Origin of the sequence: Streptomyces iakyrus, from assembly GCF_000717055.1 — a bacterium.
Taxonomy (GTDB): domain Bacteria; phylum Actinomycetota; class Actinomycetes; order Streptomycetales; family Streptomycetaceae; genus Streptomyces; species Streptomyces iakyrus.
In genome coordinates this window covers 23,081-37,581 of sequence record NZ_JNXI01000025.1, presented here as the reverse complement: position 1 = coordinate 37,581, position 14,501 = coordinate 23,081, and the positions used below count along the sequence as shown (strand labels likewise).

At 73.1% G+C, this 14,501-nt stretch carries 12 protein-coding genes; 7 read left to right on the top strand and 5 right to left on the bottom strand.

The genetic code is table 11. From position 1 onward, the window contains the following. Positions 1 to 4: 4 nt before the first annotated feature. A complete protein-coding gene (locus OO68_RS32895; RefSeq protein ID WP_033312866.1) occupies positions 5 to 1,252 on the bottom strand; it encodes an amidohydrolase family protein in 1,248 nt (415 codons plus the stop codon). A gap of 226 nt (positions 1,253 to 1,478) precedes the next feature. On the opposite strand from OO68_RS32895, the gene afsR reads away from it, so the two are divergent. Then, the gene (afsR, locus tag OO68_RS32890) at positions 1,479 to 4,535 is read left to right on the top strand and encodes an SARP-family global regulator AfsR (protein ID WP_033312865.1); all 3,057 of its coding nucleotides are present in this window, start codon (positions 1,479 to 1,481) and stop codon (positions 4,533 to 4,535) included. Positions 4,536 to 4,749: 214 nt separating this feature from the next. Further along, positions 4,750 to 4,926 carry a hypothetical protein gene (locus OO68_RS47005; RefSeq protein ID WP_167345936.1) on the top strand — a complete coding sequence of 59 codons (177 nt, stop codon included), beginning with the start codon at positions 4,750 to 4,752 and terminating at the stop codon, positions 4,924 to 4,926. Between the two features lie 84 nt (positions 4,927 to 5,010). Here OO68_RS47005 and OO68_RS32885 read toward each other — a convergent pair whose 3' ends face one another. After that, the gene (locus OO68_RS32885; protein ID WP_403551771.1) at positions 5,011 to 5,340 is read right to left on the bottom strand and encodes a hypothetical protein; all 330 of its coding nucleotides are present in this window, start codon (positions 5,338 to 5,340) and stop codon (positions 5,011 to 5,013) included. Between the two features lie 65 nt (positions 5,341 to 5,405). Then, the gene (locus OO68_RS32880; protein WP_033312864.1) at positions 5,406 to 5,684 is read right to left on the bottom strand and encodes a hypothetical protein; all 279 of its coding nucleotides are present in this window, start codon (positions 5,682 to 5,684) and stop codon (positions 5,406 to 5,408) included. A 112-nt stretch (positions 5,685 to 5,796) separates the two neighbouring features. On the opposite strand from OO68_RS32880, the gene OO68_RS32875 reads away from it, so the two are divergent. Next, positions 5,797 to 6,723, top strand: a complete 927-nt coding sequence (locus OO68_RS32875) for an SMP-30/gluconolactonase/LRE family protein (protein ID WP_033312863.1) — start codon at positions 5,797 to 5,799, stop codon at positions 6,721 to 6,723. On the opposite strand, the gene OO68_RS32870 is transcribed toward OO68_RS32875, so the two are convergent. Further along, complete coding sequence (locus OO68_RS32870) at positions 6,713 to 8,320, bottom strand: FadD3 family acyl-CoA ligase (RefSeq protein ID WP_033312862.1); 1,608 nt, start codon at positions 8,318 to 8,320, stop codon at positions 6,713 to 6,715. The two genes, OO68_RS32875 and OO68_RS32870, sit on opposite strands and share 11 nt — an antisense overlap. Positions 8,321 to 8,417: 97 nt before the next feature. On the opposite strand from OO68_RS32870, the gene OO68_RS32865 reads away from it, so the two are divergent. From OO68_RS32865 to OO68_RS32850, 4 genes are read left to right on the top strand one after another with little or no spacing between them, the layout of a single operon-like run. Beyond that, positions 8,418 to 9,578 carry a lipid-transfer protein gene (locus OO68_RS32865; protein WP_033312861.1) on the top strand — a complete coding sequence of 387 codons (1,161 nt, stop codon included), beginning with the start codon at positions 8,418 to 8,420 and terminating at the stop codon, positions 9,576 to 9,578. A gap of 10 nt (positions 9,579 to 9,588) precedes the next feature. Beyond that, entirely contained in the window at positions 9,589 to 10,002 is a 414-nt protein-coding gene (locus OO68_RS32860) for a Zn-ribbon domain-containing OB-fold protein (protein WP_033312860.1), read from the top strand. Beyond that, a complete protein-coding gene (locus tag OO68_RS32855) occupies positions 9,999 to 10,775 on the top strand; it encodes an enoyl-CoA hydratase/isomerase family protein (RefSeq protein ID WP_033312859.1) in 777 nt (258 codons plus the stop codon). The genes OO68_RS32860 and OO68_RS32855 overlap by 4 nt, the downstream gene beginning before the upstream one ends. A 48-nt stretch (positions 10,776 to 10,823) precedes the next feature. Further along, a complete protein-coding gene (locus tag OO68_RS32850) occupies positions 10,824 to 11,774 on the top strand; it encodes an alpha/beta fold hydrolase (RefSeq protein WP_033312858.1) in 951 nt (316 codons plus the stop codon). A 167-nt stretch (positions 11,775 to 11,941) separates the two neighbouring features. Here the strand turns inward: OO68_RS32850 and afsK are convergent, their stop codons facing one another. Further along, complete coding sequence (gene afsK / locus OO68_RS32845) at positions 11,942 to 14,365, bottom strand: protein serine/threonine kinase AfsK (protein ID WP_033312857.1); 2,424 nt, start codon at positions 14,363 to 14,365, stop codon at positions 11,942 to 11,944. Between the last annotated feature and the right edge of the window lie 136 nt (positions 14,366 to 14,501).

Genomic DNA, 14,501 nt, shown 5'->3' with positions numbered 1-14,501 from the left:
AGGCTCACCGCGCACCACCGCCGCCGCCCGGCCACAGCCCTTCCTCCGTCAGCCCGAGCAGCTCGATGGCGTTGCCGCGCACGATCCGCTCGACCACGTCTTCCTCCAGGTGCCCCATCTGCGCCTCGCCGACTTCGCGGGACTTGGGCCAGGTGGAGTCGGAGTGCGGGTAGTCGGTCTCGTAGAGGACGTTGCCGACGCCGATGGAGTCGAGGTTGCGCAGGCCGAAGGCGTCGTCGAAGAAGCATCCGTAGACGTGCTCGGCGAAGAGTTCGGACGGTGGCCGGTGCACCTTGTCGGCGACTCCGCCCCAGCCGCGGTTCTCCTCCCACACCACGTCGGCCCGCTCCAGGATGTAGGGGATCCACCCGATCTGCCCCTCGGCGTACATGACTTTGAGGTTCGGGAACTGCTCGAACTTGCCGCTCATCAGCCAGTCGACCATGGAGAAGCAGCAGTTGGCGTAGGTGATGGTGGAGCCGACGGCGGGCGGGGCGTCGGGGGAGGTGGACGGCATGCGGCTGCTGGAGCCGATGTGCATGGCGATGACGGTGCCGGTCTCGTCGCAGGCCTGGAGGAACGGGTCCCAGCCGTCGGTGTGGATGGAGGGCAGTCCGAGGAACGGCGGTATCTCGGAGAAGGCGACGGCACGGACCCCGCGGGCGGCGTTGCGCCGGACCTCGGCGGCCGCCAGCCCGGCGTCCCACAGCGGGACGATGGGCAGGGGGATGAGCCGCCCCTGCGCGTCCGGTCCGCACCACTCCTCCACCATCCAGTCGTTGTAGGCCCGTACGCAGAGCAGGCCCAGCTCGTGGTCCTTCGCCTCGGTGAAGGTCTGGCCGCAAAAGCGCGGGAACGTCGGGAAACACAGGGCGGACTGGACGTGGTTGACGTCCATGTCGGCGAGCCGCTCGGTGACGTCGTAGGACCCGGGCCGCATCTGCTCGTAGGTGATGACCTCCAGCCGGATCTCGTCCCTGCCGTACCCGACGGCCGTGTCGAGCCGGGTCAGGGGCCGCCGCAGCTCCTCGTAGACCCACCAGTCCCCGACGGGCCCGTCGTCCCCGGGCTGCCCCATGACCGGCTTGAAACGGCCCCCGAGGAACGTCATCTCCTTCACCGGGGCCCGGACGATCCGTGGTCCGACACCCCGGTACTTCCCCGGAAGCCGGTCCTGCCAGACGCCCGCGGGCTCCACAGTGTGGTCGTCCACGGAGATGATCAGCGGAAATGTGCTGTCGTGGGTGTCCATGGCGCTCACGGTAGCGCTGATCTGACGGTGCGTCAGCTACGCGGACATGGGCTGCTTCCGGACGTGATGGCGTGATCCACTCGGCCTGGCCTGGTGTGCGCGGAGAGAGTGTGCAGAACTCGTGGACTCCCGTGCGCCGCCCTGTGATCGGTGTCTCCCACGGCTGACGTATCCACCGTCAACAAGGCAAACTGGCGTGGTTGCTCAGGATGTCTAGGGGGACTGCATGGACGGTGTACCGAACGGTGTGCCGCGCGTACCGGAGCAGCGGCGTTTCGACTCCGACTCGACGCCGGCATCGCCGGAGCCGGCCGCGAGGGCGACGGCCGGCCCGGAGGGGCCGGCCGGGTCTGTGAGCCTGCGCTTCACTGTGCTCGGCCCCGTGCGTGCCTGGCGCGGTGACGAGCCGGTCGCCACCGGATCCCCCCAGCAACGCGCCCTGCTCGCCGCCCTGCTGCTGCGCGAGGGCCGGACGGCCACGGCGGCGGAGCTGATCGACGCCCTGTGGGGCGACGAATCGCCCTCGCAGGCACTGGCGGCGGTACGGACGTACGCCTCCCGCCTGCGCAAGGTGCTGAACCAGGGCAGCGATGGGCGCCGGCCGGGCGGCACCACCGCCGTCCTGGTCAGCGAGTCCGGCGGCTACGCGGTCCGCGGTCTCACCGAGGGCGCCCTGGACCTCGCCGTCGCGCAGGACCTGGCTACCGAGGCGGAGAAGGCCCGCTCCGCCGGCGACCTCTGCCGCGCCCGCGAGACCCTGCGCCGCGCCCTCGCGCTGTGGGACGGGGAGACCCTGGCGGGAGTGCCCGGCCCCTACGCGGAGGCCCAGCGGGTGCGACTGGAGGAGTGGCGGCTGCAACTCCTCGAATCCCGCCTGGACATGGACCTGGAGCAGGGCTGCCACGCCGAGGCCGTCTCCGAACTCACGGCCCTCACCGCGGCCCACCCGCTGCGCGAGCGGCTCCGCGAGCTCCTGATGCTGGCGCTCTACCGCAGCGGCCGCCAGGCCGAGGCACTGGCCGTGTACGCCGACACCCGGCGTCTGCTCGCCGACGAACTCGGCGTGGACCCGCGCCCCGGCCTGAGCGAGTTGCAGCAGCGGATCCTCCAGGCGGACCCGTCGCTGGCGGAGCCCTCCTCCCCGGCCCCCGAGCCGGCCGCGGTCCCGGTGCGCCCCGCACAACTGCCCGCCACCGTCCCGGACTTCACCGGCCGCTCGGCGTTCGTCCGCGAACTCGGCGACATCCTCGCCTCCGCCGAGGGCCGGGTCATGGCCGTCTCGGCCCTGGCCGGGATCGGCGGCGTCGGCAAGACGACCCTCGCGGTGCACGTGGCCCACCAGGCACGCACGGCGTTCCCGGACGGGCAGCTCTACGTCGACCTGCAGGGCGCGGGCGCCCGGGCGGCGGAGCCGGAGACGGTCCTGGGCTCCTTCCTGCGCGCCCTCGGCACGGCCGACTCGGCGATCCCCGACTCCCTGGAGGAGCGCGCGGCCCTCTACCGCTCGGTCCTGGCCGGGCGCCGGGTGCTGGTCCTGCTGGACAACGCCCGGGACGCCGCCCAGGTACGCCCCCTGCTGCCCGGCACGGACGGCTGCGCCGCGCTGGTCACCTCCCGCACGCGGATGGTGGATTTGGCGGGCGCCCACCTGATCGACCTGGACGTGATGTCCCCGGACGAGGCGCTGGCGCTGTTCACGAAGATCGTGGGCGAGGAGCGGGTGGCGTCCGAGCGGAAAGCCGCCCTGGACGTCGTGGCGGCCTGCGGCTTCCTGCCGCTGGCCATCCGCATCGCGGCGTCCCGGCTGGCGGCCCGCCGCACCTGGACGGTGTCCGTCCTCGCGGCGAAGCTCGCCGACGAGCGCCGCCGCCTGGACGAACTCCAGGCCGGCGACCTGGCCGTCAAGGCCACCTTCGAGCTCGGCTACGGCCAGCTGGAACCCGCGCAGGCCCGCGCGTTCCGCCTGCTGGGCCTCGCGGACGGCCCGGACATCTCTCTCGCCGCAGCGGCGGCGGTCCTGGACCTGCCGGTCGAGGACACGGAGGACCTGCTGGAGTCCCTCGTGGACACCTCCCTCCTCGAATCGGCCGCCGCCGGCCGCTACCGCTTCCACGACCTGGTCCGGCTCTACGCGCGTGCCTGCGCCGAACGGGACGAACTGCCCCCGAGCGAGCGGGGATCGGCACTGTCCCGGCTGCTGGACTTCTACCTGGCGTCGGCGGCGGGCGTGTACGCGATCGAGCGGCCGGGGGACCGGCTGGTGGATCATCTGGAGCCCACGACGTACCCGGGGCTGCGGTTCGACGACCGGCACGCCGCGCAGGACTGGCTGTACGCGGAGGCCATCTGCCTCCTCGCCTGCGTACGGCAGTCCGCGGGGCGGCCGGAGACCCTCCCCCGGGCGATCGACATGCTGTGGGCCGCGCACGACCTCTCCGAGTCGGGGGCCAACTCCAAGGAGTACGAGGCGACGGCCGAGGCGCTGGTCCGCGCGGCCCGCTCGCACGGCCTCGGGCGGGCGGAGGCACGAGCGCTGATGACGCTCGTCAACGTCCACCACGTGGGCGGCCGTTTCGAACGGGCCGAGGAGGAGGCGGAACGGGCCATCCGCCTCGCGCAGGAGTCCGACGACCTGCTCCCCGTCTGCTGGGCGCGCAACGCCCGCGGCATCATCGCGCTCTACCAGAACCGGCACACGGACGGCGAGGAGCACCTCTCCCGGGCCATCGAGCACTTCCGGGCCCTGGGCGACCGCCCGGGCGAGGCCGCCGCCCTGTGCAACCTCTCCCGGATCCACCTGGCGACCGGGCGGACCCAGAGCGCGGTCGCGCTGGCCCAGGAGGGCATCGACATCTACGACGGCATGGGCAACTCGATGCGCGGGGCGAACGCCCGCTACGCCCTCGGGCTCGCTCTCACCCAGAGCGGCGAACTGGGCAACGCGGCCGCCCGGCTCCAGGAGGCCCTGGAGGTGTTCCGCGACAGCAGGCAGCGCCTCTGGGAGGGCATGAGCCTGTTCCGGCTGGCCGAGGTGGATCTCGCCGCCCGGCGCGCGGCACGGGCGGCCGCCAACGCCGAGATGGCGCTCACCGTGCTGCGCGGGATCGGCGGGGAGTGGCGGCGGGGCAACGTCCTCACGGTCCTGGGGCGCGCGCTCAGCGGCATCGGCCAGACCGGCCGGGCCCAGGTGTGCTGGCAGGAAGCGGCCGGCATCTACGAGGAGCTGGGCTCGCCCGAGGCCGCCGAGGTGCGTGCGCTGCTGTCCCCGGTGCAGGCGGCCTGAGGCTCCGCCGAGGCGTTCATCATTCGTTTATCCCCCCACGCCATGATGGACGCAGTCGATCCGTCGCGTCGGGGGGCAGACGGGTCACCGCACGGGCCTCGCTCCGGTTTCGGGGCGAGCGGCCCGGGCGGGCCTGCCCGGCCACCCTCGGGGGAGTGACCGGGCGGGCCCGCCGACCTCACTGCCTGTTCCACGCCAAGGGGAGTTGACGATCATGGGCGACGAGCTCAAGCCGCAGGACCTGCACGCCACGGACGAGCCGCTGGAGACCAAGGACCCGCACGCCACGGACGAGGGCGCCGTCAAGAAGCAGGACCTGCACGCCACCGGCGAGCCGCTGGAGACGAAGGACCTGCACGCCACGTCGGAGCCGTTCAAGCCGACGAAGTAAGCCACCGTTACACGGGGTTCGGCCGCGACGGCGCGGAGGGGGAGCCGTCGCGGCCGAGGTGTGTCCGCGGGCATCGGCGTCGCATCAGAGCGGAACGACCCGCACGCCCGGCCCGCACAGTTTCCCCATGTCGTCCTCGTCGGACGTGAAGAGCACCGCGCCTGCGGGCTGCCGGCCCGCGATCACGGCCAGGGCCGCGTCGATCGCGTACCTGTGGCCGTGCAGGCCCGTTTCCTGGAGCAGGGAGACAGCGGCGTCGGCGACCTCCCGCGTCACGGGTTCCACCACGACACGCGACATCGCCCAAGCCCAGGCTTCGCGCCTCACCCGGCCGTGGCAGGCCTCGATCAGCGTCATCGAGCTGGTCACGACGCGGATGCCGGAACGGTGCGCGTCCTTGAGCCGGGCGAGCATCACCCGGTCCCCCAGGACGGTCCGGGACAACGCCTCGCAGTCCAGCACGTAGCAGGACGGCACCACTAGCCCGCCCTCCGGTCCCGCTCGCCGGCCACCGTGCCCTGCTCGGTGAAATGACGCTCGAACTCCCTGCGCTCGGCCTCGGCCGACGCGAGCTCGTCGTCGGTGACAGGGCCGTGCTCGTGCTCCAGCCGGGCCACCAGTTCCCCGAGCCTGTCCAGCTCCCGCTGACGCTCTATGGCCCGTGTCACATAGGAGCTGAAGCCACCGGACCCGACCTCCTGCCGGATCTCCTCGGCGAGCTCCTCCGGCAGCGTCACGGTGTACTTCTTCGTTGCCATACCGCTTACCATACCGACCCTGGGTGTGATCGGCCCGGCGTAGTGCGCCGTCGGCCGGCCCGCGCGATAGTGGGTCCGCGCAGATCACCCTCCGAGCCGGAAGGCGGCCCCCATGCCCGGCGAGCAGCCCCACCTCTACGAGACCCTCGACGAGCGGTTCCGGACCGGCAGGTGTCAGGCGGGGGACTCGCGGCTGGAGACGCTGTACGAGGGGTGCCGGTGGGCCGAGGGGCCGGTGTACGTGCCCGCCGGGCGGTACCTCGTGTGGAGCGACATCCCGAACGACCGGCTGCTGCGGTGGGACGAGACCACCGGGGCCGTCGGGGTGTTCCGCTCCCCCGCCGGCTACCCGAACGGCAGCACCCTGGACGGCCAGGGCCGCCTGATCACCTGCGAGCAGGGCAACCGGCGGGTGACCCGGACCGAGCACGACGGCTCGGTCACCGTGCTCGCCGAGCGGTTCCGGGGCAAGCGGCTCAACAGCCCGAACGACGCCGTCGTGAAGTCGGACGGGTCGATCTGGTTCTCCGACCCCGAGTTCGGGATCGCCACCGACTACGAGGGGCATCGCGCCGAGAGCGAGATCGGCGCCCGCAACGTCTACCGCCTCGACCCCACGAGCGGCGAGGTCCGGCTGGCCGCCGACGGGTTCCAGGGGCCCAACGGGCTGGTCTTCTCGCCGGACGAGCGGCAGTTGTACGTGTCGGACAGCGTCGCCAACCACATCCGCGTCTTCGGCGTCGGCGAGGACGGCAGCAGCCTGACCGGCGGAGATGTCTTCGCCACGTGCGGCAACGGCAATTTCGACAACATCCGGTTCGACGACCGGGGGCGGCTCTGGGCCGCGGCGATGGCCGGGGGCGTGCACTGCTACGACCCCGACGGCACGCTGATCGGCCGCATCCTGGTGCCCGGCACGGTCGCCAACGTCCGCTTCGGCGGCGCCCGGCGCAACCGCCTGTTCATCGCGGCCGACACCACCCTGTACTCCCTGATGATGTCCGTCACCGGCACCCCGGCCCTGCCGGTCAGCCGGTGACCGGATCCCGCAGGGCGCCCTTCACGACCTTCCCGCTCGCGTTGCGCGGCAGTTCCGCGACGAACCGGACGCTTCTGGGGACCTTGTAGTTCGCCATCTCCCTGCGGGACCAGGCGATCAGGTCGTCGGCGGTCAGCAGGGCGCCGGGGCGCCGTACGACGTAGGCCCTGCCGACCTCCCCGAGCCGGGCGTCCGGTACGCCGATCACCGCCACGTCCGCCACGTCCGGATGGAGGCCCAGGAGCTGTTCTATCTCGGCGGGGTAGGCGTTGAAGCCGCCGACGATGAACATGTCCTTGAGGCGGTCGGTGATGCGCAGGTTGCCCGCGGCGTCCAGGACGCCGATGTCGCCGGTGCGCAGCCAGCCGTCCTGGGACAGCACCTCGGCGGTGGCCCGCTCGTCCTCGTAGTAGCCGCTCATGACGTGGAAGCCGCGCACCAGGACCTCGCCGGGCAGGCCGGGTGCCAGGGGCCGGCCCTCGGGGTCGACGACCCGTACCTCCGTGCCGGGGATGGCCCGGCCCGACGTGGACGCGATCACCGTCGGGTCGTCGCCGCGCCGGCACATCGTGACGACACCGCTCGCCTCGGAGAGGCCGTAGGCGGTGAGGACCGTGCCGATGCCGAGTTCGGTGCGCAGCCGCTCCACCAGGCGCAGCGGCACGACCGCCGCTCCCGTCACGACCAGGCGCAGGGCCGTCAGGTCGTGGGCGTCCCGCGCGGGGTGGTCCAGGAGGGACTGGAGGAGGGTCGGGGGGCCGGGGAGTACGGAGATCCGCTCGGCGGCGATGTTGGCGAGGACCGTGGTCACATTGAACACGGGCTGGGGGATCATCGTCGCGCCCCGCATGAGGCAGGCGATCACCCCGGCCTTGTAGCCGAAGGTGTGGAAGAAGGGGTTGACGATCAGGTAGCGGTCGCCCCGGGTGAGGCCCGCCAGGTCGCTCCAGATGCCGTACGCCCGCAGTGTCTGCTCGTGGGTGATGACGGCGCCCTTGGGGCGGCCCGTCGTGCCCGAGGTGAAGATGATGTCCGAGGGCCAGGTCCCCCGCACGGCCGCAGACCTGTCGCGGACGTCCGCCGCCCCCGTCCCCTCCCCGCTCGCCAGGAAGTCCTTCCAGGTCGAAAAGCCGGCCGGGGCGTCGTCCGAGAGGACGACCGCGTGCCGCAGCTCCGGCAGGCCGGGCAGGGGGCCGGTGCCCGGGCCGTCTCCCGCCGCCCGGCGCAGGGACGCCACGTACGAGGCGCCGAGGAACGTGCCGGTGACGAACAGCAGCCGGGTGCCGCTGCGGCGCAGTACGTCCGCCGCCTCGGCGCCCTTGAACCGGGTGTTCAACGGCACGAGCACCGCGCCCGCGGAGACCGCTCCCAGGGCTGCGACGATCCAGTCGAGCGTGTTCGGGGCCCAGATGCCGACCCGGTCGCCCGGTTCGACCCCGGTCGCCATGCAGGCCGCCGCCGCGCGCTCGACGCGTGCGCCCAGTTCCGCGTAGGTGACGCGGGTCCGGCCCTCGACGACCGCCTCGATGTCCGCGTACCGCTCGGCCGCCGCCCTGACCAGGTCCGGAACGCTTCCCCCTGCCGTATCCGCTCGCACAGCGCGCCTCCCGGTGACGTAGGAGCTGACTACCCGTCAGATTATCTGTAATCTGACGGCCTGTCAGCGACCGTTCGGGCCCGGAGGTGCGCGCAGCATGGCAGCAGGATCGGGAGCCCTCAAGGACGCCACCGCCATCGTCGGCATAGGCCAGACGCCCTTCGCCAAACGGCTCCCCGAGGACGAACGCAGCCTCGCCTGCCGGGCCGTCCTGGTCGCCCTCGACGACGCGGGGATCGCGCCCGGCGAGGTCGACGCCCTCGCCTCCTACACCATGGAGGAGACCGACGAGGTGGAGCTGGGGAAGGCCTGCGGCTTCGGCGACCTCACCTTCTTCAGCAAGGTCGGCTTCGGGGGCGGGGGTTCGTGCGCCACCGTCGCCCATCTCGCCGCGGCCATCACGGCCGGACAGGCGAGCGTCGGGGTGGCCTGGCGGTCCCGCAAGCGGGGCAGCGGGCCCCGGCCCTGGACGAACACCACCGTCCAGCTCCCGACCCCGGCCCAGTGGACCCGGCCGTTCGGGCTGCTGAGGCCGGCCGACGAGATCGCGATGCTCACCCGCCGCTACCTGCACGAGTACGGCGCCACCCGCGACCACCTGTTCAACGTCGCCCTGGCCTGCCGCAACCGGGCCAACCAGAACCCCGCCGCGATCATGTACGACCGGCCCCTGACCCGCGAGATGTACATGAGCTCCCGCTGGATCAGCGAGCCGCTGTGCCTCTTCGACAACTGCCTGGAGACGGACGGGGCGCTGGCGTGTGTGGTGGTCTCCGCCGAGCGCGCCCGCGACTGCCGGCGCAGGCCCGTCTACGTCCATTCCGCCGCCCAGTCGCTCCCCGCCCAGCACCACGGCATGGTCAACTACTGGAACGACGACCCCCTCACCGGCCCGGCCTGGAGCGCCGCCCGGCACCTGTGGAAACACTCCGACCTGACCCCCGAGGACGTCGACGTCGCCCAGATCTACGACGCCTTCACGCCCCTGGTCCTGCTCTCCCTGGAGGGCTACGGCTTCTGCGGGCGCGGTGAGGGCGGGGCGTTCACCGAGGGCGGGGCGCTGGAGACCGGGGGGCTGCTGCCGGTGAACACCGGCGGGGGCGGGCTGTCCGAGGCCTACGTGCACGGCTTCAACCTCATCAACGAGGGGGTGAAGCAGCTGCGCGGCACCAGTACCGCGCAGGTGCCGGGCGCCTCCGCCTGTCTGGTCACCGCGGGCGAAGGGGTCCCGACCTCCGCCCTGCTGCTGAGGAGTTGAGGAGCACCCCATGCTGCGTCCCGTCCCCGACGCCGACGGCGCCCCGTTCTGGGAGTACGCCGCCCAGGGCGAACTCCGCGTCCAGGCCTGCGGCGACTGCGGAGAACTCCGCTTTCCGCCCCGGCCCTGCTGCCCGCACTGCCAGTCCTTCGCGAGCGAGTGGCGTCCGGTGTCCGGCCGGGGCCGGATCTGGTCGTACGTCGTCGCCCATCCGCCGCTGCTGCCCGACTACGCCGCGCAGGCGCCGTACAACGTGGTCGTCGTCGAGCTGGACGAGGCACCCCGGATCCGGCTGGTGGGGAATCTGGTCACCGGGGCCGGGCAGTCCCTCGGCTCCTTCCCGCCGGAACGCCTGCGCATCGGCGCCCGGGTGCGGGCCGTCTTCCACGACGGCCTCCCCCAGTGGGTCCCGGAGCGGTCATGAGCGGGGTGCTCGTACGGGCCGACCGGAACAGCGGGGTCGCCGTCGTGACGCTCGACCGGCCCGGCCGGCTCAATGCCGTCGACCTCGCCATGGCCGACGAACTGGTTTCCGCCTGGCACGAGTTGCGGTTCGACGACGCCGTGCGGGCGATCGTCCTCACCGGGGCCGGGGAGCGCGCCTTCTGCACCGGCATCGACCGGGACGCCGTCGTGCCGCAGCCGAACTCGCCCTACGCGCAGGACGATCCGCTGCTGGGTATCGGGCCGAAGGCGAACGACCTGTGGAAACCGGTCGTCGCCGCCGTGCACGGCATGGCGTGCGGAGGGGCCTTCTACCTGCTCGGCGAGGCCGAGTTCGTCGTCGCGGACACCACCGCCTCGTTCTTCGACCCGCACACCACGTACGGCATGGTCAGCGCCTACGAGTCCGTCCTCATGGCACAGCGCATGCCCTACGGGGAGGTCGCGCGGATGGCGCTGATGGGGACGGCGGAGCGGATCTCGGCCCGGCGGGCGTACGAGATCGGGCTGGTGTCGGAACTCGTGCCGGAGGGCGGGGCGTTGGCGGCGGCGACCGCGTGCGCCACCGTCCTCGCCGGGTATCCGACCGAGGCCGTGCAGGGGACCGTGCGGGCGCTGTGGGCGGCGTGTGAGGCGGGGCGGGCTCAGGGGTTCGCACAGGCCCCGCATCTCATCGCACTCGGGAACGCGGCGCGTGAGCGGCAGGCCCGGTTGTTCGCCGGGCGGTCGCGGGAGTACCGGTTGCGCGAGTGAAGTCGTTTACCACTACACCCGTATGCTCGGGGCGTGGTTGAGCATCGGATGATCGACGTCAATGGCATACGACTGCACATCGCGGAGCAGGGCGAGGGTCCGCTCGTGGTGCTGCTGCACGGTTTCCCGGAGTCCTGGCACTCCTGGCGGCACCAGTTCGGGCCGCTGGCCGAGGCCGGTTTCCGGGTGGTCGCGCCCGACCAGCGCGGGTACGGCGGCAGCGACCGCCCCGAGGACGTGGCCGCGTACAGCATCCTCCACCTGGTGGGGGACGTGGTCGGGCTGGTCCACGCGCTGGGCGAGGAGCGGGCGTTCGTCGTCGGGCACGACTGGGGCGCGCCGGTGGCCTGGCACACCGCGCTGCTGCGGCCTGACGTGGTGCGCGGGGTGGCCGGGCTGAGCGTGCCGCCGCCGTTCCGCGGTGACCGGCCTCCGCTGCAGACCATGCAGGAGCGGTTCGAGGGCCGCTTCTACTGGAACTACTTCAGCCGGCCGGGGGCCGCGGACGCCGAGTTCGCCGCCGACGCCCGCACGACCCTGCGCAAGCTGCTGTACTCCGCTTCCGGTGACGCGCCGGACGCCGGGCGTCCCGAGCAGGCCCTGGTCGACCTGGAGCGCGGCTGGCTCACGGACGCGCCGGACCCCGAGGTGCTGCCCGCGTGGCTCACCGAGCAGGACCTCGACGTGCTCACCGAGAGCTTCGCGCCGGGGTTCACCGGCGCGCTCAACTGGTATCGCAACCTGGACCGCAACTGGGAGCTGACCGCCCCCTGGCAGGGCGCGGTCGTCACCGCGCCCGCCCTGTACGTGTACGGCGACCGCGACCTGGTCCCGGCCTTCCCGGGGACGCCGGAACTGATCGAGCGGCTGCCGGACTTGATGCCGGACCTGCGCCGCAAACCGCTCGTGCTGCCGGGCTGCGGCCACTGGACGCAGCAGGAGCGGCCCGCCGAGGTGAACGAGGCGCTGATCGACTTCCTGACGGAACTGCGGGGCTGACGCCCCGCCGCCGGGCGTCCCGTGGCGTGGCGACCGGCCCGTACCCGGCGTAGCGTCGTGGAGGGGAGCGGTGCACGGCCGCTCCCCGGCGAGCGGCGGCCGCCGTCCGGAGCACCCCTTCCGTACGCCGTGACGACGGCCGTCCCGGGAGGGTCGGGCGGTGCGCGTCAGGCGGTGCGTGCCGTGCCCGTGCCCTTCTCCGCGTCCAGTGCGTACACGCAGCGGTCCTTGCTGCACGCGTACACCACCCCGTCCCGGACGACCGGGGAGCCGGTGATCTCGCCGCCGGTGGCGAGTTTCCAGCGGAGCCGGCCGTCGTCGGCCTTCAGGGTGTAGAGCAGGTGGTCGGTGGAGCCGAAGTGGATACGGCCCTCGGCGACCGAGGGCGCGCCTACGATGTCGCCGCCCGCCTGGAAGCGCCACTTGGGCGTGCCGGTGACCGCGTCGAGGGTGTAGAGGCCCTTGCCGCTGCCCACGTGGACATGGCCGGCGGCGACCAGCACGGGGTCGACGCAGGAGCGGGACTCGGTGGCGATGCGCCAGCGGTCGCGGCCGTCGGTGGCGTCCAGGGCGTAGACCGTGCCGAGATAGTCGGCGAGGTAGATGCCGCCGCCGGTGACGGCCGGGCCGGGGACGAAGGTGGGCGGGCAGAGGAACACGGCCGGGGCCTCGAAGTGCCACTTCACGTGCCCGGCGGCCACGTCCAGGGCGAGGACGCGGGTGCCGGCGCAGACGTAGACATAGCCGTCGGTGGCCTGGGTGAGCCGGATCGGCACGCCGCCGCAGGAGGCCGCGTCGCCGATCGGGTACGACCAGCGCTCGTCGCCGGTGCGGGCGTCCAGGGCGCGCAGCCGGGCGTCCTGCCACACGTACACCGTGCCGTCGTGCAGGGCCGGTCCCGCCTCGGGGGACTCGAAGTCGGACTGGCAGCCGGTGACCTCCCACAGCTTCTGGCCGCTGGAGGCCTCCCAGCCCTGGACACCGCCGCCGCGGGTGCCGGTGACGACCGTGCCGCGGTCGGCCTTGAGCGTGTACACCCAGGCGTCCGTCTGGAGGCGCCAGAGGTCGGCGCCCTCCCGGGCGTCCAGGGCGAACAGCGTGGGCCCGTCGGAGGCGTGGATACGGCCGTCCGCGACCGCCATGGACCAGGCGACGTCCCGGGTCTTGAAGCGCCGGCGGCCGGTGGCCACGTCCAGCGCGTGCACCTCGAAGGACGTGACGTAGACCAGGTCGCCGGCGACCGAGGGCGTGCCCCAGACGTCGTTGGACATGCGGAAGCGCCAGGGCCGCCAGCCGCCGGCCTGCTCGGGCGGCGCGGCAGGGGCCGGGGGCGCGGCGACCGCGGGGCCCACGGCGGGGTCCGTGCCGTTGACGCCCGGGCGCGGCTTGGACCAGGAGGCGGCGAGGGCGGCCTCCGGTGCCGGCGCCTGCACGGCGGCGGCGCGTACGTCCGCGACACGCGGGCCCGGGCCGATGGGCACCTTGGCGCCGGCCAGCCGGACGGGGCCGGTGTCGGGACCGCTGGGGGCGCCTCCCTGCTGGAACGAAGCCGAGAGCTTGGGGGACGGTGCGGGCGCCGGGGCGGGCGAGGGGACGACCGGGTCGTGCGCGGGCGGGGGCGGGATGGGCGCCGGGCCCGGCGCGGGGCGTCCGCCGCCGCTGCGGCCGGCGCCGGGGGCGGGCTTGCCGGCCGGGCGGCCGTTGCGGCGGGACTCGATCAGGCCCACGGCCCGCTCGGGCAGCCACGCGGAGGCCGTGCCGCTGTCGTCGGAGCCGGAGCCGAAGAGGTGGGGGGCCAGCTGGGCCTGGAGGTCGGCCGGGTTGGGGCGGGCCGTCGGGTCCATCTGCATACAGGACTCGATGAGCGGCCGCAGCTCGTCCGGGAGTCCTTCGAGGTCCGGGCCCTCACGGAGCAGCATGAAGACCGTCTCGACCGGGTTGGCGCCGTGGAAGGGCGGGTGGCCGGTGGCGGCGAAGACCAGCATGGAGCCCAGGGAGAAGACGTCGCTGGCGCCGGTGACGCTGCGGGAGTCCTTGGCCTGCTCGGGGGACATGTAGGCGGGCGTACCGACGGCGACGTTCGTCATCGTCAAACGTGTGTTCGAGACGCCCGACGCGATGCCGAAGTCGATCACCCGGGGCCCGTCCTCCACGACGAGGACGTTCGACGGCTTGAGGTCGCGGTGCACCAGGCCCGCGCCGTGGATGGACTGGAGCGCCTCGGCCACGCCCGCGGCCAGCCAGCGCACCGCCTGGGCCGGCATCGGGCCGCAGTCGTTCACTATCTCTTCGAGCGAGGGCGCGGGGACGTAGGCGGTGGCCAGCCACGGCACGGCGGCGCGCGGGTCGGCGTCCACGACCGCGGCCGTGTAGAAGCCGGAGACGGCGCGGGCCGCCTCCACCTCACGCGTGAAGCGGACCCGGAACAGCTGGTCCTCGGCCAGCTCCGTCCGGACGGTCTTGATCGCCACGCGCCGGCCGGACGCCGAACGCGCGAGATAGACCAGCCCCATGCCGCCGGCACCCAGCCGTCCCAGCACCTCGAACGGCCCGATCCGCCGCGGATCGTGCTGCGTCAGCTGATCCACCACTCTGCCTGCCACCTCCCCGTACGAGCCGCGCCAAAGCCACATGTTCCACGCGACCCCGTGCAGCGTCTCACCACCGCACCGCCATGGCGGCACGCACCCTGATTCTTCCTGGCCGGAGCCCTGGTTGCGAACCCGG